Origin of the sequence: Microbacterium sp. 13-71-7, from assembly GCF_002257455.1 — a bacterium.
Classification (GTDB): domain Bacteria; phylum Actinomycetota; class Actinomycetes; order Actinomycetales; family Microbacteriaceae; genus Microbacterium.
The window spans coordinates 1-26,067 of sequence record NZ_NCKN01000030.1; the positions used below are offsets into that span (position 1 = coordinate 1).

Annotated in this window: 30 protein-coding genes and 2 tRNA genes; 11 read left to right on the plus strand and 21 right to left on the minus strand. The window is 70.9% G+C overall.

What is annotated here, in order from left to right:
- Positions 1 to 227 precede the first annotated feature (227 nt).
- The 3 genes from B7X32_RS04785 to B7X32_RS04795 all read left to right on the plus strand — a co-directional run bounded on the left by B7X32_RS04785 (position 228) and on the right by B7X32_RS04795 (position 2,603).
- Complete coding sequence (locus B7X32_RS04785; RefSeq protein WP_292716839.1) at positions 228 to 686, plus strand: hypothetical protein; 459 nt, start codon at positions 228 to 230, stop codon at positions 684 to 686.
- A gap of 123 nt (positions 687 to 809) precedes the next feature.
- Positions 810 to 1,259 (plus strand): hypothetical protein, encoded by a 450-nt coding sequence (locus B7X32_RS04790; RefSeq protein WP_292716841.1) that lies wholly within the window; start codon positions 810 to 812, stop codon positions 1,257 to 1,259.
- Between the two features lie 141 nt (positions 1,260 to 1,400).
- Positions 1,401 to 2,603 carry a pyridoxal phosphate-dependent aminotransferase gene (locus B7X32_RS04795; RefSeq protein ID WP_292716843.1) on the plus strand — a complete coding sequence of 401 codons (1,203 nt, stop codon included), beginning with the start codon at positions 1,401 to 1,403 and terminating at the stop codon, positions 2,601 to 2,603.
- A 121-nt stretch (positions 2,604 to 2,724) separates the two neighbouring features.
- On the opposite strand, the gene B7X32_RS04800 is transcribed toward B7X32_RS04795, so the two are convergent.
- The 11 genes from B7X32_RS04800 to paaA all read right to left on the minus strand — a co-directional run bounded on the left by B7X32_RS04800 (position 2,725) and on the right by paaA (position 10,941).
- Positions 2,725 to 3,123 (minus strand): VOC family protein, encoded by a 399-nt coding sequence (locus tag B7X32_RS04800; protein WP_292716845.1) that lies wholly within the window; start codon positions 3,121 to 3,123, stop codon positions 2,725 to 2,727.
- A 54-nt stretch (positions 3,124 to 3,177) separates the two neighbouring features.
- The gene (locus B7X32_RS04805; protein ID WP_292716847.1) at positions 3,178 to 4,314 is read right to left on the minus strand and encodes a UDP-N-acetylmuramate dehydrogenase; all 1,137 of its coding nucleotides are present in this window, start codon (positions 4,312 to 4,314) and stop codon (positions 3,178 to 3,180) included.
- Position 4,315: 1 nt separating this feature from the next.
- On the minus strand, positions 4,316 to 4,717 hold the full coding sequence (locus B7X32_RS04810; RefSeq protein ID WP_292716849.1) for a MaoC/PaaZ C-terminal domain-containing protein: 402 nt from the start codon (positions 4,715 to 4,717) through the stop codon (positions 4,316 to 4,318).
- Complete coding sequence (locus B7X32_RS04815; protein ID WP_292716851.1) at positions 4,714 to 5,184, minus strand: MaoC family dehydratase N-terminal domain-containing protein; 471 nt, start codon at positions 5,182 to 5,184, stop codon at positions 4,714 to 4,716. The genes B7X32_RS04810 and B7X32_RS04815 overlap by 4 nt, the downstream gene beginning before the upstream one ends.
- Positions 5,185 to 5,229: 45 nt before the next feature.
- Complete coding sequence (locus B7X32_RS04820) at positions 5,230 to 6,012, minus strand: sulfite exporter TauE/SafE family protein (RefSeq protein ID WP_366246952.1); 783 nt, start codon at positions 6,010 to 6,012, stop codon at positions 5,230 to 5,232.
- A 258-nt stretch (positions 6,013 to 6,270) separates the two neighbouring features.
- Positions 6,271 to 7,041 carry an enoyl-CoA hydratase/isomerase family protein gene (locus B7X32_RS04825; protein WP_292716855.1) on the minus strand — a complete coding sequence of 257 codons (771 nt, stop codon included), beginning with the start codon at positions 7,039 to 7,041 and terminating at the stop codon, positions 6,271 to 6,273.
- A gap of 49 nt (positions 7,042 to 7,090) precedes the next feature.
- On the minus strand, positions 7,091 to 8,314 hold the full coding sequence (gene paaE, locus B7X32_RS04830; protein WP_292716857.1) for a 1,2-phenylacetyl-CoA epoxidase subunit PaaE: 1,224 nt from the start codon (positions 8,312 to 8,314) through the stop codon (positions 7,091 to 7,093).
- Positions 8,314 to 8,811, minus strand: a complete 498-nt coding sequence (gene paaD, locus B7X32_RS04835) for a 1,2-phenylacetyl-CoA epoxidase subunit PaaD (protein ID WP_292716859.1) — start codon at positions 8,809 to 8,811, stop codon at positions 8,314 to 8,316. Before paaD ends, paaE begins: the two co-directional genes overlap by 1 nt.
- Positions 8,805 to 9,662: a 1,2-phenylacetyl-CoA epoxidase subunit PaaC gene (gene paaC / locus B7X32_RS04840; RefSeq protein WP_292716861.1), complete on the minus strand. Its 858-nt coding sequence runs from the start codon at positions 9,660 to 9,662 to the stop codon at positions 8,805 to 8,807. The genes paaD and paaC overlap by 7 nt, the downstream gene beginning before the upstream one ends.
- A complete protein-coding gene (paaB, locus tag B7X32_RS04845) occupies positions 9,659 to 9,964 on the minus strand; it encodes a 1,2-phenylacetyl-CoA epoxidase subunit PaaB (RefSeq protein ID WP_233310351.1) in 306 nt (101 codons plus the stop codon). Before paaB ends, paaC begins: the two co-directional genes overlap by 4 nt.
- Entirely contained in the window at positions 9,964 to 10,941 is a 978-nt protein-coding gene (paaA, locus tag B7X32_RS04850) for a 1,2-phenylacetyl-CoA epoxidase subunit PaaA (RefSeq protein ID WP_292716865.1), read from the minus strand. Before paaA ends, paaB begins: the two co-directional genes overlap by 1 nt.
- A gap of 130 nt (positions 10,942 to 11,071) precedes the next feature.
- Between paaA and paaI the strand changes: the two genes are divergently transcribed.
- Positions 11,072 to 11,494, plus strand: coding sequence for a hydroxyphenylacetyl-CoA thioesterase PaaI (gene paaI, locus B7X32_RS04855; RefSeq protein WP_292716867.1), 423 nt, complete (start codon positions 11,072 to 11,074; stop codon positions 11,492 to 11,494).
- Positions 11,491 to 12,792, plus strand: a complete 1,302-nt coding sequence (paaK, locus tag B7X32_RS04860) for a phenylacetate--CoA ligase PaaK (protein WP_292716869.1) — start codon at positions 11,491 to 11,493, stop codon at positions 12,790 to 12,792. The genes paaI and paaK overlap by 4 nt, the downstream gene beginning before the upstream one ends.
- A 192-nt stretch (positions 12,793 to 12,984) precedes the next feature.
- On the opposite strand, the gene paaZ is transcribed toward paaK, so the two are convergent.
- The 4 genes from paaZ to B7X32_RS04880 are packed head-to-tail and all read right to left on the minus strand — an operon-like array spanning position 12,985 to position 17,895.
- Positions 12,985 to 15,042: a phenylacetic acid degradation bifunctional protein PaaZ gene (paaZ, locus tag B7X32_RS04865; RefSeq protein ID WP_292716901.1), complete on the minus strand. Its 2,058-nt coding sequence runs from the start codon at positions 15,040 to 15,042 to the stop codon at positions 12,985 to 12,987.
- A complete protein-coding gene (locus B7X32_RS04870; protein ID WP_292716871.1) occupies positions 15,042 to 15,956 on the minus strand; it encodes a 3-hydroxyacyl-CoA dehydrogenase family protein in 915 nt (304 codons plus the stop codon). The genes paaZ and B7X32_RS04870 overlap by 1 nt, the downstream gene beginning before the upstream one ends.
- Positions 15,953 to 16,708, minus strand: coding sequence for an enoyl-CoA hydratase/isomerase family protein (locus B7X32_RS04875; RefSeq protein WP_292716873.1), 756 nt, complete (start codon positions 16,706 to 16,708; stop codon positions 15,953 to 15,955). Before B7X32_RS04875 ends, B7X32_RS04870 begins: the two co-directional genes overlap by 4 nt.
- Positions 16,708 to 17,895, minus strand: coding sequence for an acetyl-CoA C-acyltransferase (locus B7X32_RS04880; RefSeq protein WP_292716875.1), 1,188 nt, complete (start codon positions 17,893 to 17,895; stop codon positions 16,708 to 16,710). The genes B7X32_RS04875 and B7X32_RS04880 overlap by 1 nt, the downstream gene beginning before the upstream one ends.
- A gap of 145 nt (positions 17,896 to 18,040) precedes the next feature.
- On the opposite strand from B7X32_RS04880, the gene B7X32_RS04885 reads away from it, so the two are divergent.
- Positions 18,041 to 18,712 carry a TetR/AcrR family transcriptional regulator gene (locus tag B7X32_RS04885; RefSeq protein ID WP_292716877.1) on the plus strand — a complete coding sequence of 224 codons (672 nt, stop codon included), beginning with the start codon at positions 18,041 to 18,043 and terminating at the stop codon, positions 18,710 to 18,712.
- A 91-nt stretch (positions 18,713 to 18,803) separates the two neighbouring features.
- On the opposite strand, the gene B7X32_RS04890 is transcribed toward B7X32_RS04885, so the two are convergent.
- A complete protein-coding gene (locus tag B7X32_RS04890; RefSeq protein WP_292716879.1) occupies positions 18,804 to 19,445 on the minus strand; it encodes an aquaporin in 642 nt (213 codons plus the stop codon).
- 237 nt (positions 19,446 to 19,682) lie between these two features.
- On the opposite strand from B7X32_RS04890, the gene B7X32_RS04895 reads away from it, so the two are divergent.
- Positions 19,683 to 19,859, plus strand: a complete 177-nt coding sequence (locus B7X32_RS04895) for a hypothetical protein (protein WP_292716881.1) — start codon at positions 19,683 to 19,685, stop codon at positions 19,857 to 19,859.
- A 77-nt stretch (positions 19,860 to 19,936) separates the two neighbouring features.
- On the opposite strand, the gene B7X32_RS04900 is transcribed toward B7X32_RS04895, so the two are convergent.
- Entirely contained in the window at positions 19,937 to 20,824 is an 888-nt protein-coding gene (locus tag B7X32_RS04900; RefSeq protein WP_292716885.1) for an alpha/beta hydrolase, read from the minus strand.
- A 165-nt stretch (positions 20,825 to 20,989) separates the two neighbouring features.
- On the opposite strand from B7X32_RS04900, the gene B7X32_RS04905 reads away from it, so the two are divergent.
- The 4 genes from B7X32_RS04905 to B7X32_RS04920 all read left to right on the plus strand — a co-directional run bounded on the left by B7X32_RS04905 (position 20,990) and on the right by B7X32_RS04920 (position 24,198).
- Entirely contained in the window at positions 20,990 to 22,213 is a 1,224-nt protein-coding gene (locus tag B7X32_RS04905) for a DNA polymerase domain-containing protein (RefSeq protein ID WP_292716888.1), read from the plus strand.
- A gap of 191 nt (positions 22,214 to 22,404) precedes the next feature.
- Positions 22,405 to 23,226, plus strand: a complete 822-nt coding sequence (locus tag B7X32_RS04910) for an N-acyl homoserine lactonase family protein (protein ID WP_292716891.1) — start codon at positions 22,405 to 22,407, stop codon at positions 23,224 to 23,226.
- Between the two features lie 4 nt (positions 23,227 to 23,230).
- Positions 23,231 to 23,698, plus strand: a complete 468-nt coding sequence (locus B7X32_RS04915; protein ID WP_292716894.1) for a winged helix DNA-binding protein — start codon at positions 23,231 to 23,233, stop codon at positions 23,696 to 23,698.
- A 62-nt stretch (positions 23,699 to 23,760) separates the two neighbouring features.
- Positions 23,761 to 24,198 (plus strand): SRPBCC family protein, encoded by a 438-nt coding sequence (locus B7X32_RS04920; protein ID WP_292716897.1) that lies wholly within the window; start codon positions 23,761 to 23,763, stop codon positions 24,196 to 24,198.
- Positions 24,199 to 24,266: 68 nt separating this feature from the next.
- On the opposite strand, the gene B7X32_RS04925 is transcribed toward B7X32_RS04920, so the two are convergent.
- The 4 genes from B7X32_RS04925 to B7X32_RS04940 form a co-directional block, all read right to left on the minus strand.
- Positions 24,267 to 24,896, minus strand: coding sequence for a TetR family transcriptional regulator C-terminal domain-containing protein (locus tag B7X32_RS04925; RefSeq protein ID WP_292716899.1), 630 nt, complete (start codon positions 24,894 to 24,896; stop codon positions 24,267 to 24,269).
- A 4-nt stretch (positions 24,897 to 24,900) separates the two neighbouring features.
- Positions 24,901 to 25,443 (minus strand): hypothetical protein, encoded by a 543-nt coding sequence (locus tag B7X32_RS04930; RefSeq protein ID WP_292716904.1) that lies wholly within the window; start codon positions 25,441 to 25,443, stop codon positions 24,901 to 24,903.
- Positions 25,444 to 25,760: 317 nt separating this feature from the next.
- Positions 25,761 to 25,834 (minus strand) — tRNA-Met (locus B7X32_RS04935).
- Between the two features lie 24 nt (positions 25,835 to 25,858).
- Positions 25,859 to 25,930: transfer RNA gene (locus B7X32_RS04940), tRNA-Thr, on the minus strand.
- Positions 25,931 to 26,067: the final 137 nt, after the last annotated feature.

Here is a 26,067-nt window from a genome sequence, read left to right on the forward strand (position 1 = left end):
TGTCGTGCTGATTTGAGGTGTGATCAGCACGAGTAAACAGCTTCTTTTCTATTTCGTTAAAAAGGCTGTTTAACGCGCTATCCAATGCCGACTTCGCGATCGGCTGCACCTACAAGTACCTCAACGGCGGCCCTGGCTCCTCCGCCTTCTTCTGGGTCGCCGAGCGCCATCTCGACCGGGTCGAGACGCCGCTGACCGGCTGGTGGGGGCACGACCGCCCGTTCGCCATGGCCGACTCGTACGCTCCGGCGCCCGGGGGGCGGCGCTTCCTCGTCGGCACCCAGCCGATCCTCTCGATGGCGACCATGGAGGTCGGCCTCGACATGCACCTCGAGGTCGACCAGGAGGCGCTGCGCCGCAAGTCGCTCGCGCTGACGACGCTGTTCATCCGGCTCGTCGAGACGCGGCTCGCGCACCACCCGCTCACCCTGATCACGCCGCGCGAGGACGCGCAGCGCGGCAGCCACGTGTCGTTCCGCCACCCCGAGGGCTACGCCGTGATGAAGGCGCTCATCGCGAACGGCGTGATCGGCGACTACCGCGAGCCCGAGGTGCTGCGATTCGGGGTCACCCCGATGTACCTCGGCCATGCCGATGTCTGGGACGCCGTGGAGACCCTCCGCCGCGTACTCGACGAGGAGCTGTGGCGTGCGCCCGAGTTCCAGGAGCGCGACGCGGTCACCTGAGCGCGGGCGGTCACCTGAGCGCGGGCGGTCGCCTGAGCGCGACGCGGTGCGGGGCCGGCCGGGGGTCGCCCGCATCCGGCCGGATCGCGCTGCCCCTTCCGCGCGGCCGCCTACGCTGGGGACATGACCGCCCCGATCGCAGCGCGCGCCCTCCTCGAAGACCTCTCCGACGAGTTCCTGCGCGACTATCCGCGCGGAGCACGGCTGCTCGCGGTCGCCAGCCCCTCGGCCGCCCGGTCGGCCGCGTTCGCGGGCGGCCTCGCCGACGCCCTGCGCTCCCGGGGCGTCGCGGTGTCGGTCGCCGCGCAGGACGGCCGCGACGAGGCGAGCCTGCGCGCGGACCTCGTGACGCCGTTCCGCGACGCGGGCGGGGACGCCGTCGAGATCGTCTCCGGCGCGGCCGACCTGCTCGCCGAGCGCACCCGCGGACTGTGGCACTTCTCGGTGTGGCTCATCGACGGCGACGAGGTCCCGCACACCGCGGCGACCGCTCTGGTCGACGTGACGGATCCGGAGGCGCCGACGCGGCGCCTCGCCGACTACTGCGCCGTTCCGCCCTCGTTCCTGACCTGACCGCGCGCAGGATCCCGCCGCTGCGACGGATCCCTGCGTCGGATCCCCTCGTCCGCGCCTGTTCGCCACGACGGAGAACGGCGCCCGCGCTTTGTACGTCATGGCCATTTCGCACGACAGGCGCCCGAGTACGCTGGTGGCGTGACCGAACGCGCGCCTCTCTCCCGCAAACTCTCCGCCATCGCCGAGTCCGCCACGCTGAAGGTGGATGCCAAGGCCAAAGCCCTCAAGGCCGAGGGCAAGCCCGTCGTCTCGTACGCCGCGGGCGAGCCCGACTTCGCCACGCCGCAGTTCATCGTGGACGCGGCCGCCGAGGCCCTCGCGAACCCGGCGAACTACCGCTACACGCCCGCCGCGGGCCTGCCAGAGCTGCGCGAGGCGATCGCCGCGAAGACGCTGCGCGACTCCGGCCTCGAGGTCTCGCCGAGCCAGGTCATCGTCACGAACGGCGGCAAGCAGTCCGTCTACCAGGCGTTCCAGGCCGTGGTGAACCCGGGCGACGAGGTGCTCCTGCCTGCGCCGTACTGGACCACCTACCCCGAGGCGATCCGCCTCGCCGACGGCGTCCCGGTCGAGGTCTTCGCGGGCGCCGACCAGGAGTACAAGGTCACGGTCGACCAGCTCGAGGCCGCCCGCACCGACCGCACCACGGTGCTCGTGTTCGTCTCGCCGTCCAACCCGACCGGATCCGTCTACTCCCCCGAGGAGACCGCCGCGATCGCCGCGTGGGCGCTCGAGCACGGGATCTGGATCATCTCCGACGAGATCTACCAGAACCTCACCTACGAGGGCGTCAAGGCGACCTCCGTGGTCGAGGCGCTCCCCGAGGTCGCCGGTCAGACCATCCTCGTCAACGGCGTCGCGAAGACCTATGCGATGACCGGCTGGCGCGTGGGCTGGATGGTCGGCCCCGCCGATGCGATCAAGATCGCCGGCAACCTGCAGTCGCACCTCACGAGCAACGTGAACAACGTCGCGCAGCGCGCCGCGGTCGCCGCGCTGAACGGCCCGCAGACCGAGGCGGAGCAGTTCCGCGAGGCGTTCGACCGCCGCCGCAAGCTGATCGTCGCCGAGCTGTCCAAGATCGACGGCCTCGTGGTGCCGAACCCGACCGGCGCGTTCTACGTCTACCCCGACGTGCAGGGCCTGCTCGGCCGCACCTGGGGCGGCGTGACCCCGACGACGTCGCTCGAGCTCGCCGACCTCATCCTCGACCAGGCCGAGGTGGCCGTGGTCCCCGGCGAGGCGTTCGGCCCGTCCGGCTACGTCCGCATGTCGTACGCGCTCGGCGACGACCAGCTGCTCGAGGGCGTGCAGCGCCTCCAGCGCCTGTTCGCCTCCTGAGGCCGGACCCTCTCCACGTCGACGCCCCCTCTGGCGGTCAGCGCCCCTCCTGAATTCCGCAATTCAGGAGGGGCGTCGGCCCCCAGAGGGGGCGTCGGCGTGTGCGGGGGCTGCGCGCGAATCAGTCCTCGTAGCCGATGAGCCAGCGCACGCCGAAGCGGTCGACGAGGGTGCCGTCGTGCGCGCCCCAGGGCCGCTCCTGCAGCGGGTCGATCACGCGGCCGCCGTCGACGAGCTGTGCGAACCAGCGTGTGAGGGTCTCCGGATCCGCCGTGCCGAGCAGCGAGAAGAACATGCCGTTCATGTGCAGGGCGTCCTCGTCCGGCCCGGCATCCGCGGCGGCGAGCACGACGGGGCCGCCCCCGAGCATGCCGTGCGCGATCGCATCGGCCGGGCCGTCCGCCCGCCCGAACTCGGCGTAGGTGTGCATCGCCACCTCGCCTCCGAAGATCGCCTGGTAGAAAGGCAGCGCATCGACGGCGGTTCCGGGGAACAGGATGTAGGGCACGAGTCCGGTCATGCGCGCGATCTTACGCGCGACGGGCGGACGGACCCCGGCGCCGCGTCGCCGCGCCTAGAGCTCGACGTCGACGAGCACGGGCTCCGGCTGCAGCAGCAGGCCGAACTCGGAATGCACCCGGCTCTGGATGAACCGCGCGAGCTCCGCGATCTCCCCCGCGGTCGCACCCCCGCGGTTCGTGAGCGCGAGAGCGTGCTTCGTGGAGACGCCCGCGCGCGAACGCGGCAGCTTGAACCCCTTGCCGATGCCGGCGTGCTCGATCAGCCACGCGGCGCTCACCTTGACGTCGCTCGGGGGCGCCTCCGGCTTCGGCGACAGTCCGTAGTACGAGTCGAGCGGGATCACGGTGACGGTGTCGAGGTCGGGCGTCACCGGCCAGCGCGGGCACTCGGGCGGCAGCGTGCGCGCCACCGCCTCCGGCACGATCGCGTTCTGGAAGAAGGATCCGGCGCCGTGCGTATCGGGATCCGCCGGATCGAAGAGCATGCCCTTCGCGGCGCGGGTGGCCAGGATCCGCTCTCGCACCCAGGCCAGGGGCACGGGGTCGTCGCCCGTGAGCTGCAGCGCGCGGCGCAGCTGCTCACCGCGCACGATCCGCCCCGCATCGCCGGTGACGGCGAGGTCGAGCGTGACCGACAGGATCACGGCCCTGCGCTCGGCGACGGAGCCGTAGTGGTGCTTGAGCACCGAGGTGCGGAAGCCCAGGCCGAGCTCGGACGCGGGCGTGACGACGACCTCGCCCGAGTGCTCGTCGAGCAGTTCCACCTCGACGAGGGTCTCCTGGATCTCCTGCCCGTAGGCGCCGATGTTCTGCACGGGGGCGGCGCCGACCGTCCCGGGGATCCCCGACATCGCCTCGATGCCCGCGTAGCCGCACTCGACCGCGTAGGCGACGAGCGCGTCCCAGTCGTGCCCGGCCTGCGCGCGCAGCCGGATCCGGTCGGGGTGGGGGGACGGGAGCTCCTCGATGCCGTGGGTGCGGATGCGGATCACCGTGCCGTCGAAGGGCGCGTCCCCCGCGAAGAGGTTGGATCCTCCGCCCAGCACGAACCACTCGTCGCGGGCCGCCCACACCGCGCGGAGGGCGGAGACGAGCTCGTCCTCGGTCGCGGCGTCGATCATGCGGGCGGGCGCCGCGCCGGTCTGCAGCGTGGTCAGCGCGGAGAGGCGGATCGGATCGATCTCCGCCATGTCAGAGCGAGTCCGCCGCGACGCGCAGCTGCGCCTTGACGAGCACCGTGGTGTCGGCGAACCGGACGGTCAGGTCGATCCGCACCGCGGTCTCGTCCGCGGCGCCGACCTTGGCCGTGATCGCGACGTCGGCACCGGCCTGGGGGTCGACCACGATCGGCCGCGCGAAGCGCACGCCGTAGTCGAGGATCCGCGCGGTGCCGGGAAGGGCGGCGACCGCGACCGACGAGGCGACGCCCATCGTGAGCATGCCGTGCGCGAGCACGCCGGGCAGGCCCACCTCTGCGGCGACGTCGTCGCGGTAGTGGATCGGGTTGAAGTCGCCGGACGCGCCGGCGTAGCGCACGAGCGACTCGCGCGTGAGGTGCACGGTGCGCTCGGCGATGATGTCTCCGACGTTCACGCGGCGGCCTCCTCGTTCTCGGCCGGGGCATCGCTCACGAGCAGCACCGACGTGGCGGTGACGACGTGCGCGCCGGCGGCGTCGCGGATCTCGGCGTCGCTCGTGATCATCGCGGCAGGGCCCATCGCGCGGATCCCGGTCACGGTCAGCTGCGCGGTGAGCTCGTCGCCGGCCACGATGGGACGCGTGTAGGAGAAGCGCTGCTCGGCGTGGATCGTGCGGGACAGCACGATCCCGGAGTCCTCCAGCCCCAGCAGCTGCTGCAGCGTGAGGTCCTGGATGACCATCGCGAAGGTGGGCGGGGCGACGACGTCGGCGAAGCCGAGCGCCTGGGCCGCCGCGACATCGGTGTGCTGCGGGGCGTCGGCGAACACGGCGCGCGCGAACTCGCGCACCTTCTCGCGGCCGACGAGGTACGGGGCCGTCGGCGGGAACTCCCGGCCGACCAGTTCAGGATTCACGGGCACCCCTCGATCCTATCGAGCGGCGCCGATCCCGCGCCGAGCGGCCGTTCAGGCGGCGCGAGGCGTGCGCCCGCGGATCGCCTTCAGCGCCATCTGCACCGCGATGAAGGCCAGGTACACGGCGAACAGGACGTTGCCCACGAACGGGTCGATGAGCGTCGCGAGCCAGGCGCCGAGCGCCGTGGTCGTGCAGGCGGAGAGCCCGACGAGGGCCGCGGCGACCAGATCCACATTGTGATTGCGCAGGTTGCCGATCGTGCCCGAGATCGCGGTCGGGATCATCATGAGCAGCGACGTGCCCTTCGCGACGAGGTCGCTCGTGCCGAACGCCAGCATGAGCGCTGGTACCACCACGATGCCTCCGCCGACGCCGATGAGTCCCGCGAGCACGCCCGTGAACAGGCCCAGCACCAGCAGCAGCGGGCCGGTGACCCAGGTCAGTTCGAGCACGGCGCCCCGCGACGGGATGACCAGGAACAGGCTCACGATCACGATCGCGAGGAAGCCGACGAAGCACCAGCGCAGGGCGGTCTGGGAGATCCGCGGCAGCAGGCGGGTGCCGATCTGCGCGCCGACGACGGATCCGAGGGCGAGGATCAGCGCAGGGATCCACGCCACCGAATCGTGGACGGCGTAGGAGATGACGCCCACGAGCGCGGTCGGCACGATCGCGGCGAGCGAGGTGCCGGCGCTCAGCCGCTGGTCGAACGCGAGCAGCAGCACGAGCAGCGGGACGATGACCGTGCCGCCGCCGACGCCGAACAGGCCGGAGAGGAGACCCGCAGCGAGCCCGATCCCGATGAAGGACGCATAGGCGCGCGGCCCCCGCATCCGCTCGACGGCACCCTCGACCACTCTCGCTCCTGTCCGCCGTTCCTGGCGGAACAGCACCGTCCAGCGTAGTCGGGCCCGGCCCGCGCCCCGCCGCAGCGCCGGAGCCGGCGTCCCGTCGAACGGCTCGCCCCGAGCCCGCGACGATCGGCACACGATGCGACGATGTGCACACGGATCCGCGGTGCGACGTGTGCGGATCGTCGCAGGCTGTGCGGATCGTCGCGGCCCCGGCTCCGCCGTCGCCGCCCCGAGGGGTCAGTGCCCTTCGAACAGCGGCGGGCGCTTCTCCTGGAACGCCGCGAAGCCCTCGCGGTAGTCGTCCGTGTCGCAGAGCGCCGCCTGGGCCGCGTTCTCCTGACGCATCGACTGCCACAGCCCCAGCCGCTCGTCGCGGAGGGCGGCGACGAGGCGCTTGCTCGCGACGAACGCGGCGGTCGCCCCCTGTGCGGCACGCGCGGCCGCCGCGAGCGTGGCCTCGTGCACCATCTCGGGGAGCATCGCCTGCGAGAACAGCCCGGCCTTGACCGCCTCGGATCCGCTCATCAGCCGGCCGGAGTAGATGAGGTCGAGCGTGCGATGGGCGCCGAGCCGCTCCACGAACAGCGCGTGCCCGCCCGAGTCCAGCGTCGCGCCGAGAGCGGCGAACGGGGATCCGATCTTCGCGGTGTCGGCGACGTAGACCACGTCGGTCGCGATGAGCAGGCCGAGGCCCACGCCGAGGCAGGCGCCCTGCGCGGCGGCGAAGGTCGGGGCGGGGAACGCCGACATGCGCTGCAGCACGGGCGTGACGATCCCGTCGAGGTAGCCCATCACGTCGTCGTCGCGCGGGTCGACGCCCGAGATGTCGCGCCCGGCGCAGAACGCCCTGCCCTCGCCGGTCAGCACGAGGGAGCGCACTCCGGCGCGCTCGGCCTCGGCGTAGGCATCGCCGAGGTCGCGCACGGCCTGCTCGTCGAGCGCGTTGAGCTTGTCGGGGTTGTTCAGCGTGATGTGGGCGACGGCGCCGTCGATCGCGAGGTCGATCATGGTTCCTCCTTGGTCCCTGAGGTTGTCGAAGGGGCTGCTCCGCGGGCGTTCAGACGTCGTAGTCGACCACGACGCGATCCGTCGTCGGGTGGGACTGGCAGGTGAGCACGTAGCCGCGGTCGAGCTCGTCCTGCTCGAGCGCGTAGTTCTCGGTCATCGTGACGGATCCGTCGACGAGGCGCGCCCGGCACGTGCCGCACACGCCGCCCGCGCACGCGAACGGCACGTCGGGCCGCACGCGGAGCGCGGCGTTCAGGATCGACTCGTTCGCCGACACCGGCGTGTCCACGGATCCGGACTGGCCGTCGAGGGTGAACTCGATCGTGCGGACGGGCTCGTCCTCGCGCACCTCGATCGGACGTCCGGCCTCCGGGCGCTCCTGCCCGGGCTCGCCGGTGGTGAACAGCTCGTAGCGCACGTGCGCGGCGTCGACGCCGATGTCGGCGAGGGTGTCGCGGCACAGCTGCACGAGGTCGAACGGCCCGCACAGGAACCACTCGTCGACCGTCGCGGGCAGCACGAGCGCGTCGAGGATGCCGCGCAGGCGCTCCTCGTCGATGCGACCGGACAGCAGCGGAGCCGAGCGCTGCTCGCGGGTCAGCACGTGGTGCACCGCGAAGCGCGCCGGATACCGGTCCTTGAGGTCGGCGAGGTCGTCCAGGAACATCACGTCCGTCGCCCGGCGGTTCGTGTAGACGAGGGTGAAGCGACTGGTATCGGAGCGCGCGAGCACCGTTGCTGCGAGCGCCATGAGCGGCGTGATGCCGGACCCCGCGGCGATGCCGACGACATGCGCCTCGTCGAGTGCGGCGAGCGCCGAGGTGAAGGTGCCCTGAGGGCTCATCACGTCGATCCGGTCACCGGGGTGCAGCTCGCTCTGCGCCCAGGTGGAGAAGCGGCCTCCGCGATCGCGCTTGATGGCGACGCTGATGGTCGCCGTGCCCGTCGCCGCATCCCGCGCCGGCGGCCGGCAGAGGGAGTAGGAGCGCCGCACCTCGTGGCCGTCGAGCTCGGCGCGTAGGGCGACGTGCTGGCCGGCGAGATAGTCGAACTCCCCCGAGAGCTCCTCCGGCACCGCGAAGGTGACCTCGATCGCCTCATCGGTGAGCGGGCGCACCTCCTGCACGGCGAGGGTGTGGAAGCGGGTGCGTCGGCGCTGCGACGCCGCCGCCCCGCCGACCACGCTGTTGAGGAGCGCCCCGGCGACGCGCTCGGTGACGGCCTCCCCGGGGGCGGCGGTGTGCGCGGCGGCGCCCAGGTGCCAGAGCGTCATCAGATCACCTTGAAGTGGTCGAAGGGCTCGAGGCACGCGCGGCACTCGTAGAGCGCCTTGCACGACGTGGAGCCGAAGCGGGAGAGCTCGCGGGTGTCCAGGGATCCGCAGCGCGGGCAGCGCACGCCGAGCGAGACGCGCACCGGCCCCTGAGCGCGTCGCAGGGCCGCGTGGCCGCTGGGCGGGGCGATGCCGTATTCGGTGAGCTTGCGCTTGCCCTCGTCGCTCATCCAGTCCGTGGTCCAGGCGGGCGCGAGCACGAGGCGCACCTCGACGTCGCCGAAGCCGGCCCGGGTGAGCGCGAGCTCGACGTCGTCGCGGATCGTGTCCATCGCGGGGCAGCCGCTGTAGGTCGGGGTGATGTCGACGCGGATCCGGTCGCCGTCGACGGCGACGTCGCGCAGGACCCCGAGGTCCTCGATCGTCAGCACGGGGACCTCCGGATCCTTGACCGCGGCCGCCGCCTCCCAGGCGCGCTCGCGCAGCCCGGTCACCATGTCGCTCCAGGGTGACGGCGGGCGAGCACCTGCATCTCGGACAGCAGGTGGCCGAGCCCGGTCGCGTGGGATCCGTGCCGTCCGCCGCCGGAAGAGGTGGATCCGGCGGGGATCTCCAGCTCGGCCTCGGCGAACACGGCGTCGATCACGGCGTCGAACCCCGCCCGCAGCGAGGACGGGCGCACCGCGGCGTCGCCGAGGCGGTCGGTCAGCGCGTCGTCGCGGAACAGCTCGGCCGCGTAGGGCCAGACATCCGCGAAGGCGCGGATGATCCTCGCGCGCGACTCCTCGGTGCCTCCGGCCAGGCGCAGCACCCACTGCACGGCGTGGTCGCGGTGGTAGTCGACCTCCTTGACCGCCTTCTCCGCGATCGCGGCGAAGGTCGCGTCGGTGCTGCCCCGGAGCGCCGAGTACAGCTCGAGCATGTACGTGCTGACGAGGAGCTGGCGCGCGATCGTCTGCGCGAAGTCGCCGTTGGGCTGCTCCACGAGCCAGGAACTGCGGAACTCGGCCTCGTCGCGGAAGTACGCGAGATCGTCCTCGCTGCGCCCGTCCCAGGATCCGGCGTAGCGCAGGAAGGAGCGCGCGTGCCCGAGCAGGTCGAGGGCGATGTTGCCGAGCGCGACGTCCTCCTCGAGCTCGGGGGCGTAGGTGATCCACGCGCCGAGCTGCTGGGAGAGAATGAGGGCGTCGTCGCCGAGCCAGAGCGCGTACTCGGCGATGTCGGCGGAGCTCGCGCGCTCCCCCGAGCCGGCGAGCTCCGCGGCGAGCGCGAGCTCGTCGACCGAGACGTCGCCGTGCGGATCGATCGTCCCTTCGAGATCCTCGGGGGCCTGGTGCGGGGCGCTCACAGGTGCGGCACCCCCTCGGAGGCCGTGTAGTACACGGCGTGACGATAGTTCTTGCCGGCGGGGCTCTCGAAGAACGCGCCCTTGTCGTCGGGGTCGCTCGTCGTGATCGCGTCGGCCGGGACGACCCACACCGACGTGCCCTCGTTGCGCCGCGTGTACAGGTCGCGCGCGTTTCGCAGCGCCATGTCGGCGTCGGGGGCGTGCAGGGATCCGACGTGCACGTGGCTGAGTCCGCGGTTCGCCCGGACGAACACCTCGAACATGGGCCATGTCTCCTCGGGGGAGGCTCCGGGGGTGGTCATCACGCCGCCGCCTCTCCGCTCTGGGCCCGAGCCGCCTGCTTGCGGGCGTACTCTGCCGCGGCCTCGCGCACCCAGGCGCCCTCCGCGTGCGCATCGCGCCGGCGCTGCAGCCGCTCGGCGTTGCACGGACCGTTGCCGCGGACGACCTCGAAGAACTCGTCCCAGTCGATCTCCCCCATCGCGTACTGCCCCGTCTCCTCATCGAGGCGGAGCTCGGGATCCGGCAGGGTCACGCCGAGGATCTCCGCCTGCGGCACGAGCATGCCGACGAAGCGCTGGCGCAGGTCGTCGTTCGAGAAGCGCTTGATCTTCCACTGCATCGACTGCGCCGAGTTCGGCGACTGGTCGTCCGGCGGGCCGAACATCGCGAGCGCCGGCCAGTACCAGCGGTTCACCGCGTCCTGCGCCATCGCGCGCTGCTCCTCCGAGCCCTGCATGAGGGTGAGCAGGATCTCGAAGCCCTGGCGCTGGTGGAAGGACTCCTCCTTGCAGATGCGCACCATCGCGCGTCCGTAGGGACCGTACGAGGCGCGGCACAGCGGCACCTGGTTGCAGATCGCGGCGCCGTCGACGAGCCATCCGATCGCGCCCATGTCCGCCCAGGTCGGCGTCGGGTAGTTGAAGATCGAGGAGTACTTGGCCTTGCCGTCGATGAGCTGCTGCATCATCTCGTCGCGCGTGATGCCGAGCGTCTGCGCGGCCGAGTAGAGGTAGAGCCCGTGCCCCGCCTCGTCCTGGACCTTCGCCATCAGGATCGCCTTGCGCTTGAGGCTCGGAGCGCGGGTGATCCAGTTGCCCTCCGGCTGCATCCCGATGATCTCGGAGTGCGCGTGCTGGGAGATCTGCCGGATGAGCGTCTTGCGGTACGCCTCCGGCATCCAGTCGCGCGGCTCGATGCGCTGCTCGTTCTCGACGAGTTCGTCGAAGAGCGTCTGGGCATCCGGATCCTCGGCCAAGGCCACGGGGGAAACAGTCATCGTCGACTCCTGAGTGAATTACCTACCGTTCGTACAGTAATTATGGCACACTCGTATCGTTCGCAGAAGGACGACCTTCCCGAACCGGCATCGCACCCTGATCCGCGCCGTTCCGTTCGAAGGAGAACAGATGACCGATCCCGTCGCCGACCTGCGTCCGATGATGCGGCGCGATCGCGCCTCCTCCGCCCTCGGCATGCGCGTGGAGGTGGACGAGCCCGGCCGCGCGGTGGTCTCGATGACCGTGCGCGAGGACATGCTGAACGGCTTCGACATCACGCACGGCGGACTGGTCTTCGCCCTCGCCGACACGACCTTCGCGATCGTCTGCAACGAGGACGAGAAGGTCACGGTCGCCGCGGGCGCCGACATCACCTTCCTGAAGTCGACGCGTGCGGGGCAGGTGCTCACGGCCGCGGGGACGCGCCGCGCGCGCAACGGACGCACCGGCCTCTACGACATCACGGTGACCGACGAGACCGGCGACATCGTCGCCGAGTTCCGCGGCCGCTCGATCACCACGAACCGTCCCTTCCCCGAGGAGAACTCATGACCGACACCGCCGTCGGCGCCGCGCACGACGACGCGGCCACCACCCTGACCCCGGACGAGCTGCGCGCCCTGCAGCTCGAGCGCCTGCAGTGGTCGGTGCATCACGCGTACGAGAACGTGCCGTTCTACCGCCTCGCCTTCCAGCGGGCCGGGATCCACCCCGACGACGTCCGCACCCTCGCCGACGTCGCACGCCTGCCGTTCACGACCAAGAACGACCTGCGCGAGTACTACCCGTTCGGCATGTTCGCGGTGCCGATGGCCGAGGTGCGCCGCATCCACGCCTCCTCGGGCACCACCGGCCGCCCGACCGTGGTGGGCTACACCCAGACCGATCTCGACAACTGGGCGGATCTCATCGCGCGCTCGCTCCGCGCGGCGGGGGTGCAGCCCGGCTGGAAGGTGCACAACGCGTACGGCTACGGGCTGTTCACGGGCGGCCTGGGCGCGCACGCCGGCATCGAGCGGCTCGGCGCGACCGTGATCCCGATGTCGGGCGGGCAGACCGCCAAGCAGGTCCAGCTCATCCACGACTTCGAGCCGGACGCGATCATGTGCACCCCCACCTACCTCCTGACGATCGCCGATGCGCTCGAGCAGGCCGGGATCGATCCCCGCTCCACCTCGCTCAAGGTCGGGATCCTCGGCGCGGAGCCGTGGACCAACGAGATGCGCCTCCAGATCGAGCAGCGCCTGAACATCGACGCCGTCGACATCTACGGGCTCAGCGAGGTCATGGGACCCGGCGTGGCGATGGAGGCCGCGGCCACGAAGGACGGCCCGCACATCTGGGAGGACCACTTCCTGCCCGAGATCATCGACCCCGAGACCGGCGAGCCCGTGCCGGACGGGGAGCCGGGCGAGCTCGTGTTCACCTCGCTCACGAAGCAGGCCTTCCCCGTGATCCGCTACCGCACGCGGGATCTCACCCGCCTGCTGCCCGGATCCGCCTTCCCCGCGATGCGGCGGATGGAGAAGATCACCGGGCGCGACGACGACATGATCATCCTGCGCGGCGTGAACCTGTTCCCGACGCAGATCGAGGAGCTCGCGCTCGGCATCGAGACGCTCACGCCCCACTTCGTCCTCGAGCTCACCCGGCAGGGACACCTCGACGCCCTCAAGGTGCGGATCGAGCGGCACCCCGACATCGACGCGGCAAGCGCCCTCGCCGCGGCCGAGGTGCTGAAGCTGCGGATCAAGACGTCCATCGGGACGTCGGTGGACGTGCAGGTCGAGGAACCGGGATCCCTCCCCCGCAGCGAGGGCAAGTACAAGCGCCTGTACGACCTGCGCTGAGCTCGGGGCCGATGCCGGGACGGTGCGCACCTGCATGTCGTCCCGGCTCAGAGATGGAAAACGTCGCTCCAATGCCTTCGCGAGCGGACTTTTCCATCTCGAACTCCGGAGGCCACTCGCTCAGAGATGGAAAACGCCGCTCCTGAAGCTGCGGAAGCGGTGTTTTCCATCTCTATCGCGTCGACGATTCAGTCAGGCGGCCGGGGCGAGCTCCTTCTCCACGAGCGTCAGCACGTCGTAGGTCGCGACGATCTCGTCGCGCTGGTTGTGGATCACCGCGTCCCAGCGCACCTCGCCGTACTCGTCGGTCTCGCGCGGGATGATCTGCTTGGCCGTGAGAGTCACCCGGATCGCGTCGCCGGGCTTCACCGGGGTCACGAAGCGCAGGTTCTCCAGCCCGTAGTTGGCGAGCACGGGTCCCGGCTCTGGCGAGACGAACAGCCCGGCCGCCCACGACACCAGCAGGTAGCCGTGCGCGACCCTCCCGCCGAAGAACGGGTTCGCCTCGGCGGCCTCCTCGTCCATGTGCGCGTAGAACGTGTCGCCCGTGGAGTGCGCGAACGCCTCGATGTCCTCGAGCGACAGCTCGCGCAGGCCGGACTCCACCTGGTCCCCCAGGCGGAGTTCCGCGAGCGACTTGCGGAACGGGTGCACCGCCCGGTCGGTGACGGCGCCGGTGTGCCACACGCCCGTGATCGCGGTGAGGATCTCCGGGGTGCCCTGGATCGCGGTGCGCTGCATGAAGTGCATGACCGCGCGGATCCCGCCGAGCTCTTCGCCGCCGCCCGCACGACCGGGGCCTCCGTGCACGAGGTGCGGCACCGGGGAGCCGTGTCCGGTCGACGTCTTCGCGTCGTCGCGGTTCAGGAACAGCACGCGGCCGTTGTACGCGGCGATGCGCGTGAGCAGCTCGGTGGCGACCTCGGGATCCTTCGTGGCGACGCTCGTCACCAGGGATCCCCCGCCGCGTCCGACGAGCTCCGCAGCCTCCGCCACGGTCGAGTACCCGAGCACGCTCGAGACGGGGCCGAACGCCTCGATCTCGTGCACGGCGGGTGCGGTCGTGTCGGCGAAGCCCACGAGCATCGGCGCGACGAACGCGCCCTCCGGCGCGGGGCCCGTCGTGCCGTCGGCGTGCACGACCTCCGGGGCGTCCACGGACCCCAGGAGCAGTTCGCCGCCGGCCTCGCGCAGCGCCGCGACCTGGCGCAGCACCTCGTCGCGCTGCGCGATCGAGACCAGCGGTCCCATCGTGACGGACCCGGCGTGCGGGTCGCCGATCACGACGCGCTCGGCGATCTTCGCCCGGAGCGCCGCGACCAGCGGGCCCACGAGCGGCGCGGGCACGATCGCACGGCGAATCGCGGTGCACTTCTGCCCCGCCTTCGTGGTGAGCTCGATCATGAGCTGCTTCACGTAGGCCTCGAACTCCGGGGTGTCCGGCGTCGCGTCGGGGCCGAGCACGGAGGCGTTGATCGAGTCGGTCTCGCTCGTGAAGCGCACACCGTCGGCGGTCTGCGCACGCAGCCCCGCGGCGGTCGAGGCGCTGCCGGTGAACGCCACGAGGTCGCCGAGGCGGAGCAGGTCGAAGATCCCGGGGAGGGATCCGCTGACCAGCTGCAGGGATCCGTCCGGCAGCAGACCCGAGTCGACGAGGATGCGCACCCACGCCTCGGCGATGTAGCCCGTCGGAGTCGCGGGCTTCACGATCGAGGGCACCCCGGCGAGGAACGCCGGGGCGAACTTCTCCAGCGCGCCCCACATCGGGAAGTTGAAGGCGTTGATCTGCACGGCGACGCCGGGCAGGCGCGTGTAGACGTGGCGGCCGAGGAAGGATCCGTCCTTCGAGAGGGGCTCGACGGGGCCGTCCAGCAGGACCTTCGCGTTGGGCAGCTCGCGACGGCCCTTGGACGAGTAGGTGAACAGCACGCCGATGCCGCCGTCGACGTCGGCGTAGGAGTCGCGGACCGTGGATCCGCTGCGCTTGGAGAGCTCGTACAGCTCCTCCTTGTGCTCCGTGAGCACGACGGCCATCTGCTTGAGCAGCATCGCCCGCTGGTGGAAGGTGAGCGCGCCGAGGCTCTGCTGGCCGACCGTGCGGGCGTAGGCGACGGCGCCGGCGAGGTCGATGCCCGCGGAGTCGACCCGGACGATCTCCTCCCCCGTCGACGCATCGCGCACGACGGTCCCGCCCTCCGAGGAGGAGGTCCACCAGGCTCCCTGCAGGTAGCTGGGCAGCAGCTCGGTCATCATCCTTCGCTCCATTCGTAGAATCCGCGGCCGGTCTTGCGGCCCAGGTGTCCGTCCGCGACCAGGTCGCGCAGCAGCTGCGGCGGCGCGAACCTCGCACCGAGCTCTGCCTCCAGCTCCTCGGCGATCCCGAGGCGCACGTCGAGGCCGACGATGTCGGTCGTGCGCAGCGGTCCGGTCGGATGCCGGTAGCCGAGCTCCATCGCCGCGTCGATGTCGGCGGCGGTCGCGACGCCCTCCTCGAGCATCCGGATCGCCTCGAGAGCGATCGCGACACCGAGCCGGCTCGACGCGAAGCCCGGAGAGTCGGCGACCACGACCGCGGTCTTGCCGAGAGCCGCGACCCAGCCGCGGGCGTCGTCGACGAGCTCCTGATTCGTGGAGGCGCCCACGACCACCTCGACGAGCGCCGATGCGGGCACGGGGTTGAAGAAGTGCAGGCCGAGGAAGCGCTCGGGGTGCGCGAGCCCCGCGCCGAGGTCGTCGATCGAGATCGAGGACGTGTTCGACGCGATCGCGGCGCCGCGCGCGACCACCGCCTCGATCCGGCGCAGGCTCTCGAGCTTGAGCGCCCGGTCCTCCGGGACGGCCTCGACGACCAGTCCGGCGTCCGCGAACACCGCGGCATCGGTGCTCGTCTCGAGAGCGCCCTCGAGCGCCGCGATCGCGCGGTCGGTGCTGCCGCGCTCGACCGAGCGCTGCAGGCTCGTGCGGATCCGCTCGCCCGCCGCGGCCGCCGCAGCCTCGTCCCGCTCGACCACGACGACCTGGGATCCGGCGAGCAGGAACGCGTGCGCGATGCCCGCGCCCATGCGTCCGCCGCCGAGCACGCCGACGCGCTCCGGCGCCGCGGGCGTCGCCGCCGTCGCGTCTCGTCCCGCCTGCGGCTCGCTCGACCACCGGGATGTGCTCATCGGCGGCTCCTCCGTTCCAGGAAGGCGGTCATCCGCCGGTGCTTCTCGGTGCTCTCGAACAGCTCCGCCTGCAGCTCCAGTTCGATCTCGGGGTGCCGGTCGGGCGGGGCGAGGAGGGCCGTCTTGGTGTGCCGGGTGGCGAGCGGGTCGTTCGCGGCGATGCGGTCGGCGATCGCGTGCGCCGCGGCGAGCAGGTCGTCGGGCTCGTGCAGCGACGACAGGAGGCCCCAGGCGAGCGCCTCCGTCGCGCTCACCTGGCGTCCGGTGAGCAGCAGTTCGGCCGCCCTGGCCTCGCCGACGATCTGCGGAAGGCGCCAGGTCGCCCCGGCCGCGGCGATGATGCCGAGCCCGGTCTCCGGGTTGCCGATGCGCGTGGCCGGTGTGCCGATGCGGATGTCGGCGGCGTACGCGAGCTCGGCGCCCCCGCCGAGGGCGTAGCCGTCGACCGCGGCGATCACCGGCATGGGCAGGCGGCGGATGCGCCGGAACGCCGTCGTGTTGATCCCGACCCTCGCATCCTGTGCCCGGCGGTCGCGGAGCTGCGCGATGTCGGCGCCGGAGGCGAAGATCCCGCCGGATCCGATCAGGATCAGGGTCCGCGGATCCTCCTCGAGCTCGGCGCACAGCGCGTGCAGCTCGTCGATCATGGCCTGGTCGATCGCGTTGCGGGCCTCAGGCCTGTCCAGGGTCGCCGTGACCCTGTCCTCCGCGCGCTCGACGCGCAGGCGCCGCCCTGTCGATGCGTCGGCCATCACACCCGCTCCACGATCATCGCGGTGCCCTGACCGACGCCGACGCACATGGTCGCCAAGCCGTAGCGGGCGCCCTCGCGCTCCATGCGGCCGAGCAGGGTGATCAGGATCCGGCTCCCGCTCGAACCGAGGGGATGGCCGAGGGCGATGGCGCCGCCGTCCGCGTTCACGATGTCGGGGTCGAGCCCGAGCCGTCGCATCGAGGCGAGCGACTGCGTCGCGAACGCCTCGTTCAGCTCGACCGCGCCGAGGTCTGCGACGGTGAGCCCGGCCTTCGCGAGCGCCTTCTCGGTCGCAGGCACCGGCCCCAGCCCCATGATCTCGGGGGCGAGCGCGGCGGAGGCGGAGGCGACGATGCGCGCCCGCGGCGTCAGCCCGTGCCGTTCGACGGCGGCGGATCCGGCGACCACGATCGCCGAAGCGCCGTCGTTGAGCGAGGAGGCGTTGCCCGCGGTGACGACGCTGCCGCCCGCGACCACGGGACGCAGTCCCGCGAGGGCCTCGAGCGTCGTGTCCCGGCGCGGGCCCTCGTCGGTGTCGACGAGTCCGCCGCGCGAGGTGGGCACGGCCACGATCTCGGGGGCGAGGCGGCCGGCGTCGATCGCGGCGATCGCCCGCTCATGGCTGCGCAGGGCGAACGCGTCGGCCTCCTCGCGCGTGATGCCGTCGAGGCGCGCGACCTCCTCGGCGGTCTCCGGCATCGAGAAGGTGGCCTTGTCGCGAGCGGCGAGACGCGGGTTCGTGAACCGCCAGCCGATCGAGGTGTCGAACGCCTCGCCCGGCTTCGCCCACGCCCGCTCGGGCTTCGCCTGCACCCAGGGGGCGCGCGTCATCGACTCGACGCCGCCCGCGATCATCACGTCGGCGTCACCGGCGCGGATCGCCTGCGACGCGAGTGCGACGGCGGACATCCCCGAGGCGCACAGACGGTTGACGGTCAGGGCGGGCAGCGCGTCCGGGAAGCCCGCGAGCAGCACGGCCATGCGCGCGACGTTGCGGTTGTCCTCCCCCGCCTGGTTCGCGGATCCGAGGATCACCTCGTCGAAGGCGTCATCGGGGACGCCCGCGCGCTGCGCGGCCTCCCGGATGACGAGCGCGGCCAGATCGTCGGGGCGGACCGCGGCGAGCGCCCCGCCGTATCGTCCGACCGGCGTGCGCGCACCGCCGATGAGGTAGGCCTCCGACATGCTCGTCCTCCCGGGGTCTTCGTCGACAGGGTGCGTCGATCCAGGATGCGAAACTGTTTCCCGACCGATCGTTCAGTAAAAGGATGACAGACGGATCCCGGGCGGGCAAGTCCGCCCGGAAGTCCGATGGGGGAGAATGAGGCGGATGAGCACCGGATCCGCACACGCCGGCGAGGCGGCGAGCATCGCCGAGGTCTCCGAGGAGGCCTCCGCCGACGAGCCGACGCCGCGCGCCCGCCGCGGTCGCCCCGGCTACGACCGCGCGCAGGTGCTCGAGATCGCGGTGAAGCTCTTCAACGAGCAGGGCTACGACGGCACGAGCGTCTCGTCGCTCGCCTCGGCGCTCGGCCTCAGCAAGGCCGCGCTGTACCACCACTTCGCCTCGAAGGAGCAGATCCTCGAGATCGCCCTCGACGACGCGCTCGGCGGGCTCGAGTCGGTGCTCGACGGAGCCCTGGCCGACGAGGGCACGGCCGCGACGCGGCTGGTGACCGTGATCGCGGGCGCGGTACGGGTGCTCACCGGCAAGCTGCCTCAGGTCACGCTGCTGCTCCGCGTGCACGGCAACAGCGAGATCGAGCGCGCCGCCCTGGAACGCCGCCGCATCTTCGACCAGCGGGTCGCGCACCTGGTCGGGCAGGCGCAGCAGGAAGGGGCGCTGCGGCGCGACATCCGCCCCTCGGTGACGACGAGGCTCATGTTCGGCATGATCAACTCGATCATCGAGTGGTACCGCCCCGCGCACACGTCGCTCACCCCCGAGGAGCTCGTCGACGACGTCACCCGGGTGATCTTCGACGGCCTCCGCGCGCGCTGAGCGAAGTTCCCGAGGACGGATCCGGCGAGCGCTCAGGAAAAGCAGATCGCCCCGCGCTCGAGCGAGCACGGGGCGATCCGGGAGAGGCGACTCAGGCAGCGGCCTTCTTGTCGCCGGCGCTGAGCACCCGGAAGAGGATCGCGGCGACCGCGGCGCCGGCCAGCGGGGCGACGACGTACAGCCACAGGTTGCTCCACGCGAACTGGCCGCTGATGGACAGGCCGAGCGCGACGGCCGGGTTGAAGCCGCCGCCCGAGATGCCGCCGACCGAGACGGCGCCGACGAAGACGGTGCCACCGATGGCCAGACCGTAGAAGGAGTTGTTGTCGTTGTCCTTCGAGGTGGCGACGTTCAGCACGACCCAGACCAGCGCCAGGGTGAACAGCGCCTCGACGAGGAAGGCGGGGCCGACCTGGATCTCGGTCGCCTTGTCGGCGTGCGGCCAGACCGCGAAGCTCGCGAGGGCGGCGAGCGCGCCACCGACGAACTGGGCCACGATGTACGCGACGAAGTCCGTGACGCCGATGGCGCCGCGGATCAGGGCGCCGAAGGACACGGCGGGGTTCAGGTGCGCGCCGGAGATGTGGCCCGCGGCGTAGACGAGAACCGTCAGCGCGAGGCCGATCGCCAGCGGCGTCAGCGGGCTCTTGCTGTTGATCGCGCCGATGATGCTGAACACGAAGAGGAACGTCGAGATCGCCTCGGCGAGCGCCTTTCCAGCAGTACCAGTCATTTTCGAATGCCTTTTCTGTCAGGTCGAGGGTGAGGGCGGAATCTCCCGCACGCCGGCCGGCGCACCCTGGATTGCCGAGCCAGAATACCGGATTCCTGTCAATCAGCTGGGAACCGGAGCCGCATTCCGGCACATCCAGGAGGGAACTCTTGACCCTCGAGTCGGATCATCCTACGATTTCATTATCCGATAGAGCAATTCCATAATTCGGAATCTTAAGCGAGAAAAGAGGCGATGATGCCCCAGACCCCCGACGCCCAGGACCACCGCCCCGAACCCCAGGACGCCCCGGCGCGACGCGCGGCGATCTATCCGCTCATCGACGTCGACCCGGATCTCCACATCCCGGCCCGCCGCGAGGGTGCGCTCACGAAGCTGCTCGTCGCGCTGCGGATCCTCCCTCAGGCCTCCTGACGGCGACGCGCGCGCGAGTCGCCGCGCGCGCGTCGCGGCTCGGGCGCGGACCACACGCCCGAGCGGGGCTCGGCGCATCAGTGCCGTGCGTCGAGCACCTCACGCAGACGAGCCGCGAACCCCGCCGGATCGCTCGGGAAGCCCGGCTGCTCGGTGAAGCCGCCGTGGTTGCTCGGGAACTCGGTGGCCTCTCCCCCGAGCGCCGCCGCGACCGAGCGTGCGGCGCGCGCCGGCATCGTCTCCCCAGACTCGGCGCCGAACGCGATCACCAGGCGCTCACCCAGGCCCTGCAGCGCCGCGATCTCCGGCACGTACGCGAGGGTCGACGGCATGTTGCGGAAGAGCGGATCCGTCCGCCCTCCGTCGTCCGCGGTGGGGAGGCCGAACATGCGCGGATCCGGCGCAGGCCGGTCGAGGTAGTCCCCGGGGACCACGCCGTCGAACATCACGAACTGGATGAACTTCGCCAAGGCGGGGCCCGATCCCTCCGCCGCGTAGGTGCGCTTCTGGTCGGCGACGACCGCGAGCACGGCGTCCCGGTCTGGCAGGAAGGCGGCCACGGGCGGCTCGTGCACGACCGCGACGTCGACGTCCTCCGGGTGGGTCGCGAGCAGCGCGAGCAGGCTCACGCCGCCCCCGCTGCTCCCGAAGGCGTCCACCGGGCCGACCTGCAGCGCCGTGATCACGCGGTGCAGGTCGTCGGCGTGCCGCTGCGCCGTGATGTCGGAGGTGCCGGCCGGGTTGCGCCCGGCACCGCGCGGGTCGTAGGTGATGACGGGACGGTCGCCGAAGTGCGAGGCGAGGATCGTGAACCCCGTCGCGTCCATGGGCGCCCCGAAGAGGAACAGCGCGGGGCGCTCCGCCGTCGCGGTCGCGAGGTCGCCGTGCACGTCGTAGGTGATCGCGTCCTCGCCCTCCCCGACCGTGTGAGTGATGACCGCGCGGGCTGCGGCGTCGTTCGCCATGGGATCCTCCGAATCTTAAATACAACTAATCGGTTGTAGATTACGGCTTCGCACTGCGGAGCACAAGGGCATCGCCGCACCCGCGCCCCAGCGATCTCGGATCGCTGAGGCCGGGCTTCCCCGCCCCTCTCGCCACGGTAGACCTTCGCGATCTAACGTTGGTGCATGGCAGGGCGAGCCGAGACGTTCATCGAGATCGACGGCACGGAGGTGCGCGTCTCGCATCCCGACAAGGTCGTCTTCCCGCAGGCGGGTCTGACCAAGCTCGACCTCGTCGAGTACTACGTCGCGGTCGCGGAGGGCGCGCTGCGCGGCGCAGGCGGCCGGCCCATGGTGCTCAAGAGGTTCGTGAAGGGCATCGACGCCGAGCCGTTCTTCCAGAAGCGCGTGCCGGAGCATCCCTCCTTCATCGGCACGGCGGTGCTGCGATACGCCTCGGGCGGTTCGCCGGAGGAAGCCGTGCTCCACGACGCCGCAGGGCTCGCCTGGATCGTCAACCTGGGCTGCCTCGATCTCAATCCGCATGCCGTGCGCGCCACCGACCTCGAGCACCCCGACGAGCTGCGGGTCGATCTGGATCCGATGCCCGGGGTCGAATGGTCGCAGATCGTCGACACCGCCTTCGTGGTGCGCGAGGTCCTCGACGACTGCGGCCTCGTCGGCTGGCCGAAGACGAGCGGATCCCGCGGCATGCACATCCTCGTCCGCATCCGGCCGGAATGGGACTTCGCGACCGTGCGCCTCGCCGCCGAGACGCTCGCCCGCGAGGTCGAGGCCAGGGCGCCGGGGCTCGCCACCGCGCGTTGGTGGAAGGAGGAGCGCGGCGAGAGCGTCTTCGTCGACTTCAACCAGAACGCGAAGGATCGGACGGTCGCCTCCGCCTACTCGATCCGCCCGCTCCCGGACGCCCGGGTGTCGACGCCGCTCGCGTGGGACGAGGTGCGTCTGCGGCGTCCGGAGGAGTTCACCGTGCCGACCGTGCGCGCCCGGTTCGCGGAGATCGGCGATCCGCATCGGGACATCGACCGGGAGGCCGGGTCGCTGTCGGCCCTGCTCGCGCTGGCCGAGGAGCTGGGGCCCGCAGAGAAGCCGCCGCGCGGGTCCGACGGATCCGGCCGCCGGGCCTCGACCATGCCCCTCATCGAGATCGCGCGCACGAAGACGAAGCCGGAGGCGCTCGCCGCGCTCGAGCAGTGGCGCGAGGCGCATGCATCCGTCTCCTCGCTGCTTCATCCCGCCGACGTCCTGGTCGACGGGATGCGCGGATCGAGTTCGCTCTGGTACCGCGTGCGCGTCAACCTCCAGCACGTCCCGGAGGACCAGCGCCCCGCACAGGAGCCCCTCCTCGCCGACTACGACCCCTGGTCCGGGAGGGCCTGGCCCGCCTGAGCCCGCCAGCTCGGTCCGCTCTCGATCCGCGAGACTCCAACTCCGCGACGAGACTGCGCGTGAAAGCTGCAGTCTCGTCGCGGAGTTGGAGTCTCGCGGGTGGGCAGGGCGGCCATGCGCTCGGACCGGCTCGGACGGATCCGTCGGATCCCGTGCTTCCATTTCTGTGTCAGAACATATAGTGTCATGACATGCAATCCATCGAGAAGGTCTCCCTCGTCAGCACCGGGAGCGTCGCGATCCGCCCCGAGCACGTCTCCCGCTCCGGCACTCCCATGCTCTGGTGGCTCACGACGTCCCGCCGATGGACGCCGCCCCGCCCGATCAACGTCTACGTCATCGAGCATGCGAACGGGCTCGCGCTGTTCGACACCGGTCAGAACCGGGCATCGGTCACCGACCCCGATTACTTTCCCCGCGGCCTGAACGGCTTCTTCTATCGCCGTCTGGCGCGATTCGAGATCGCGCCGGACGAGACGCTGACCGCTCAGCTCGCCCGGATCGGGTACGACATCGCCGATGTCGACACCGCGGTCATCTCACACCTGCACCAGGACCACATCGGCGGCCTCTCCGAGCTGACCCACGCGAGGATCATCGTCGGCGAGGCCGAACTCGACGCCGCGCGCGGCCGTTCCGCCGAGCTCGACGGCTATCTCCAGAAGCACATCTTCCTGCCGGATCTGCACTGGGAGCCGCTGCGCGGCGAGCTCGACCTCTTCGGCGACGGGTCCGTCATGCTGTTCCTCACCCCGGGGCACACACCGGGATCGCTCTCCGCGCTGGTGCAGCGGACGGGGCTGTCGCCTCTGCTGCTCGTCGGGGACCTCACCTACGACGCCGCGCTTCTCGAGAAGGGAGTGATCCCCGGCGTCGGCGACAAGGCGGGCCTTCTGGCGTCGACCCGACGTGTCATCGAACTCGCCGAGCGGCATCCCGGGCTCGTCGTCCTCGCCGCCCACGACCCCGCGGCCCAGGGCCTCCTGGCGAAGGCGAATCGCGCCATAGAGTAGCGGCATGAGGCAAGCAGAACGGATCCGCTATCTCCTGCTCGCCGCGCAGCGCGAGGGCAACCGCCGGCTCGCCGCGGCGCTCAAGCCGATCGGGCTTTCGCCGGCGCAGTCCGAGGTGCTCAGGATCCTCGGCGACCACGGGGAGCTCACGGTCTCCGGGGTCGGGCGGATGCTGGTCTGCGACAGCGGCACCAACCCGTCGCGCCTCATCGAGCGTCTCGTGCAGGCCGGCCTCCTGGAGCGCACCGACGACGGCGACGACCGCCGCCAGGTGCACGTCCGCCTCACCCCCGAGGGGATCGCGAAGGAGCGGGAGACCCGGGTCATCGAGGATGCGCTGTACGAGGCGATCGATGAGCTCCCCGGCGCCGCGGAACTCATCGCACCTCTGGAGCTCCTCGTCTCCGGCCATCCTGCGGGCGAGGCGCTGAAACTCCGCACCACCACCGACCACGCAGTGCGTCACGAGTAGGCCCCGCACCGGAGCACGACTCCCCCGGCCTGCGTCGACGCGATCGTTCCCGGGAGGAACACATGACATTCAGGCTGGAAATCGACGTCACGGCGCCCGCGGCCGAAGTCTTCGCCTTCGTGGCGGACTTCAGGACCACGCCCCGCTGGTACTCGGCGGTGCAGCGCGTCGAGCAGGTGCGCGGATCGGGCGGCCTCGGCACCCAGTACTCCGTCCACCGCGCACTGCCCACCGGACCCGCGGTCAACCTCGTCGAAGTCACGGGCTACGTCGAAGGCCAGGAGATCACCTTCACCTCGATCACGGGCCCGACGCCCTTCTCCTATCGATACCGGATCCTGCCCGCGCCGCTCGGCACGCGCCTCGTGCTCGAAGGCAGCATCAGCGCGGACGGGCTTCCTGGGATCGCCCGGCTGCTCTCCCCCGTGGCCGAACGACTGTTCAAGCGCGGGATGCAGGACAACCTCGGCACGCTTCGGGATCTGCTCCGGCACGCCTGACCCGGCCGCCCCCGCGGAGCTCCACGTCTCGCCCCACGACTGTTCACGCGCGGGAAGGCAGTCGCGGATCAGTTCTCGTCGACCCCGGCACTGCTGACGCGACCGCCCGCATCGGTCGCGCAGAGCGGACGCAGGTGCTTGCTGAGGACATCCATCGCGAAGCCCTCGGGGTCAGGGCCGGGCGCCCAGAGGAGGTGGATCGCGAGGCCGTCGAGCAGAGCATGAAGCCTGTCGACCTCGTACTCGACGTCGATCGTGGCGCCCCGCGCCCCGACACGGTCGAGCTCGGCGATCGCGGCCGCGCAGACTCCGCGCACCTCGCGGTTCAGCTCGATCACGCTCGCCCCGAGAGACGCGTCGACGAGAGCGCGACCGCCCAACTGAAGCTGCGCGACGAGCTCATCGCGACGGACGTCGTCCAACGGCAGCAGCTCACGGAGCAGAGCCAGGACGAGCGGCAGCCCTTCGCCGTCGAGGGCCGCGATCCGTTGGGCGACGGCATCTCCGATCGCATCGAAGCAGAACTTGCGCAGATGATCCTGCGTGGGGAACGCCCGCCGAAGGGAGGCGGCGGCGATCCCGGCCTCGGCGGCCACGTTCCGGACGGAAAGGGCGCCGAGCCCCTTCTGCACGAGCACGCGCATCGATGCTGCCGCGATGACGCGGTTGCGCTCGTCATGATCGATCAGTCGGGGCATCGCGTCATCCGTTCGCCGTCGCCGCAGCCTTCTTCGGCCAGACCGTGTAGCTCACGGCCCACAGCACGTCGATCCCGAGGATGACGCCCAGAAGGGGAAAGAAACCACGAAGCTCTTCCGTTCTCGCTGGTGCGCCGACGATGAGGATCAGTCCACCGAGTATCGCGCCGGAGATCGCCACGGCGAGCAGCGTTCGCGCCGCGTCCTTCCAGCACGCCACCGTGTAGGCGGCACCAGCGAGCTTAGGACGCGGTGCCGCTCCGCGGAAACGGGTTGCGAACTTCGCGTCCGCCCACGCGATCATCCGATGCCCGTAGGCCACCGAGATCCCGACGTACAACGATGCCAGCCCGTGGTGCCACGACGCCGTCCCGCCTCCCAGCAGATCGACCGCGACCAGAAGCAGCAGCACGACGTCGACCGCCGGCGCCGCGAACAGCAGCACGAGCCCGAGACGCGGCCGGTTGGCGACGTACCGGGCGGCCAGCCCGCCCAGAACCGCGACCCAGAACGCCACCTCGCAAGCAATGATCAGCCCAAGAACCACAGCACTCCCCGTTCGAATCTCATTTATTAGCACAAGTGTACTCACAAGATTCGAACGGGCGCGCCCCTACTTCCGAGTCGTCCCCACCAGCGCACTCCATGGGCTCCGCTGAGGGGGACGACTGTCCGGATGAACGGAGGGTGGCGCGACGAAAGCGCGGACTTCCGGGTCGCGATCCGCAGCAGCGGGAGCGGGGGGTGTATCCGCGAGCCGACGCGATGCGCGCGGCCGCCTCGACGTCCGCGTCGATCCTGAGCGCCCTGCTCGAGCGTGTCCGGATACGACAAAACCCCCGGAACTCCGGGGGTTTGAATCTGTAGCAGGAGCGGGGCTTGAACCCGCGACCTCACGATTATGAGTCGTGCGCTCTCACCAACTGAGCTACCCTGCCGCACGGCATCCGATGGATACTGCGAGCCCCGAGTCAGGATTGAACTGACGACCCCTTCCTTACCATGGAAGTGCTCTGCCACTGAGCTATCGGGGCGTGCTGCCCTCAGAGGGCAACCAGACGAGAATACCAAAGAAACGGCGCGCCACCGAATCGAGACGACTCCTTCGTCACACGGGCGTGTCCGCGTGCGAATCCGCCGATCTCAGACGGCGTCGAGGATCCTCCGCCGC

Excerpts from the sequence above, each read along its gene's own strand:
- B7X32_RS04785 (WP_292716839.1), top strand. The coding sequence starts at position 228 with ATGGCCGACTCGTACGCTCCGGCGCCCGGGGGGCGGCGCTTCCTCGTC.
- B7X32_RS04790 (WP_292716841.1), top strand. The coding sequence starts at position 810 with ATGACCGCCCCGATCGCAGCGCGCGCCCTCCTCGAAGACCTCTCCGAC.
- B7X32_RS04800 (WP_292716845.1), bottom strand. The coding sequence starts at position 3,123 with ATGACCGGACTCGTGCCCTACATCCTGTTCCCCGGAACCGCCGTCGAT.
- B7X32_RS04805 (WP_292716847.1), bottom strand. The coding sequence starts at position 4,314 with ATGGCGGAGATCGATCCGATCCGCCTCTCCGCGCTGACCACGCTGCAG.
- B7X32_RS04820 (WP_366246952.1), bottom strand. The coding sequence starts at position 6,012 with ATGCGGGGGCCGCGCGCCTATGCGTCCTTCATCGGGATCGGGCTCGCT.
- B7X32_RS04825 (WP_292716855.1), bottom strand. The coding sequence starts at position 7,041 with ATGATCGACCTCGCGATCGACGGCGCCGTCGCCCACATCACGCTGAAC.
- paaE (WP_292716857.1), bottom strand. The coding sequence starts at position 8,314 with ATGACGCTCTGGCACCTGGGCGCCGCCGCGCACACCGCCGCCCCCGGG.
- paaD (WP_292716859.1), bottom strand. The coding sequence starts at position 8,811 with ATGGTGACCGGGCTGCGCGAGCGCGCCTGGGAGGCGGCGGCCGCGGTC.
- paaB (WP_233310351.1), bottom strand. The coding sequence starts at position 9,964 with ATGACCACCCCCGGAGCCTCCCCCGAGGAGACATGGCCCATGTTCGAG.
- paaA (WP_292716865.1), bottom strand. The coding sequence starts at position 10,941 with ATGACTGTTTCCCCCGTGGCCTTGGCCGAGGATCCGGATGCCCAGACG.
- paaI (WP_292716867.1), top strand. The coding sequence starts at position 11,072 with ATGACCGATCCCGTCGCCGACCTGCGTCCGATGATGCGGCGCGATCGC.
- paaK (WP_292716869.1), top strand. The coding sequence starts at position 11,491 with ATGACCGACACCGCCGTCGGCGCCGCGCACGACGACGCGGCCACCACC.
- paaZ (WP_292716901.1), bottom strand. The coding sequence starts at position 15,042 with ATGACCGAGCTGCTGCCCAGCTACCTGCAGGGAGCCTGGTGGACCTCC.
- B7X32_RS04870 (WP_292716871.1), bottom strand. The coding sequence starts at position 15,956 with ATGAGCACATCCCGGTGGTCGAGCGAGCCGCAGGCGGGACGAGACGCG.
- B7X32_RS04875 (WP_292716873.1), bottom strand. The coding sequence starts at position 16,708 with ATGGCCGACGCATCGACAGGGCGGCGCCTGCGCGTCGAGCGCGCGGAG.
- B7X32_RS04880 (WP_292716875.1), bottom strand. The coding sequence starts at position 17,895 with ATGTCGGAGGCCTACCTCATCGGCGGTGCGCGCACGCCGGTCGGACGA.
- B7X32_RS04885 (WP_292716877.1), top strand. The coding sequence starts at position 18,041 with ATGAGCACCGGATCCGCACACGCCGGCGAGGCGGCGAGCATCGCCGAG.
- B7X32_RS04890 (WP_292716879.1), bottom strand. The coding sequence starts at position 19,445 with ATGACTGGTACTGCTGGAAAGGCGCTCGCCGAGGCGATCTCGACGTTC.
- B7X32_RS04895 (WP_292716881.1), top strand. The coding sequence starts at position 19,683 with ATGCCCCAGACCCCCGACGCCCAGGACCACCGCCCCGAACCCCAGGAC.
- B7X32_RS04900 (WP_292716885.1), bottom strand. The coding sequence starts at position 20,824 with ATGGCGAACGACGCCGCAGCCCGCGCGGTCATCACTCACACGGTCGGG.
- B7X32_RS04905 (WP_292716888.1), top strand. The coding sequence starts at position 20,990 with ATGGCAGGGCGAGCCGAGACGTTCATCGAGATCGACGGCACGGAGGTG.
- B7X32_RS04910 (WP_292716891.1), top strand. The coding sequence starts at position 22,405 with ATGCAATCCATCGAGAAGGTCTCCCTCGTCAGCACCGGGAGCGTCGCG.
- B7X32_RS04915 (WP_292716894.1), top strand. The coding sequence starts at position 23,231 with ATGAGGCAAGCAGAACGGATCCGCTATCTCCTGCTCGCCGCGCAGCGC.
- B7X32_RS04920 (WP_292716897.1), top strand. The coding sequence starts at position 23,761 with ATGACATTCAGGCTGGAAATCGACGTCACGGCGCCCGCGGCCGAAGTC.
- B7X32_RS04925 (WP_292716899.1), bottom strand. The coding sequence starts at position 24,896 with ATGCCCCGACTGATCGATCATGACGAGCGCAACCGCGTCATCGCGGCA.